The organism is Cognatishimia sp. F0-27 (assembly GCF_020667845.1).
In the GTDB taxonomy this organism is placed as follows: domain Bacteria; phylum Pseudomonadota; class Alphaproteobacteria; order Rhodobacterales; family Rhodobacteraceae; genus JAFMPQ01.
In genome coordinates this window covers 1-735 of the sequence record NZ_JAFMPQ010000101.1, presented here as the reverse complement: position 1 = coordinate 735, position 735 = coordinate 1, and the positions used below count along the sequence as shown (strand labels likewise).

The following is a 735-nucleotide window of genomic DNA, read 5'->3' as shown; positions in this document are numbered from 1 at the left end:
CGCCGCCTTCACCTCCTGTGAGGGTATCGGTGCCGAACCCATCCTCTAGGACAAGTGTATCAGCGCCGTCTCCCCCGCTGACACTATCGTTGCCGGTTCCGCCCGCCAGGCTGTCACTGCCAGTGCCGCCCAGGATGGTGTCGCTGCCCGATCCGCCGTCGATTGTGTCGCCGCCTTCGCCACCAAGGACCGAATCCGCTCCGCCCATGGCATCGATGTCGGTCCCCACGCTGTCGCCACTTGCATCCACCAGGTCGGCTTGGTTTGTCAGTACCAGTTGTTCGGTGTCGGTGAAGCTGATCGTGTTGGCGCCAGAGGTGATCGTTCCGGCCGCATCCCCAGAATAGGTGACTGTGGCACTCTGGCTTACCGCGGTTAAGTGAATGGTGTCGTGATCGTCGCCCCCCTCACCGCCAGACACCGTGTCAGAGCCGAAACCATTCTCGACGACAAAGGTGTCGGCCCCGTCGCCGCCCTCGAGACTGTCGTTTCCGTCTCTGCCATACAGCGTGTCATTTCCAGCGCCACCCTGAATGGTGTCAGACCCCGCACCACCATCCAGAGCATCCGCCCCGGCACTGCCGATCATCGAGTCGTTTCCGTCTCCGCCCTCGATCCGTTCGATGCCAGAAATGGTGTAGCTGGAGAAATCCAGCGTGTCGTCGCCGGAGGTGGCGATGATGCGGTCATAGCCCGCGCCGCCATCGACTTGCTCAATCCCGGTCAGGTTCGTCA

General features: G+C 62.3%; 1 protein-coding gene. It reads right to left on the bottom strand.

Annotated elements, in window-relative coordinates; all coding sequences use genetic code 11:
- Positions 1-735, bottom strand: a 735-nt coding sequence (locus J1C49_RS21510) for a calcium-binding protein (RefSeq protein ID WP_304522463.1), incomplete at both ends; no start/stop codon positions are given.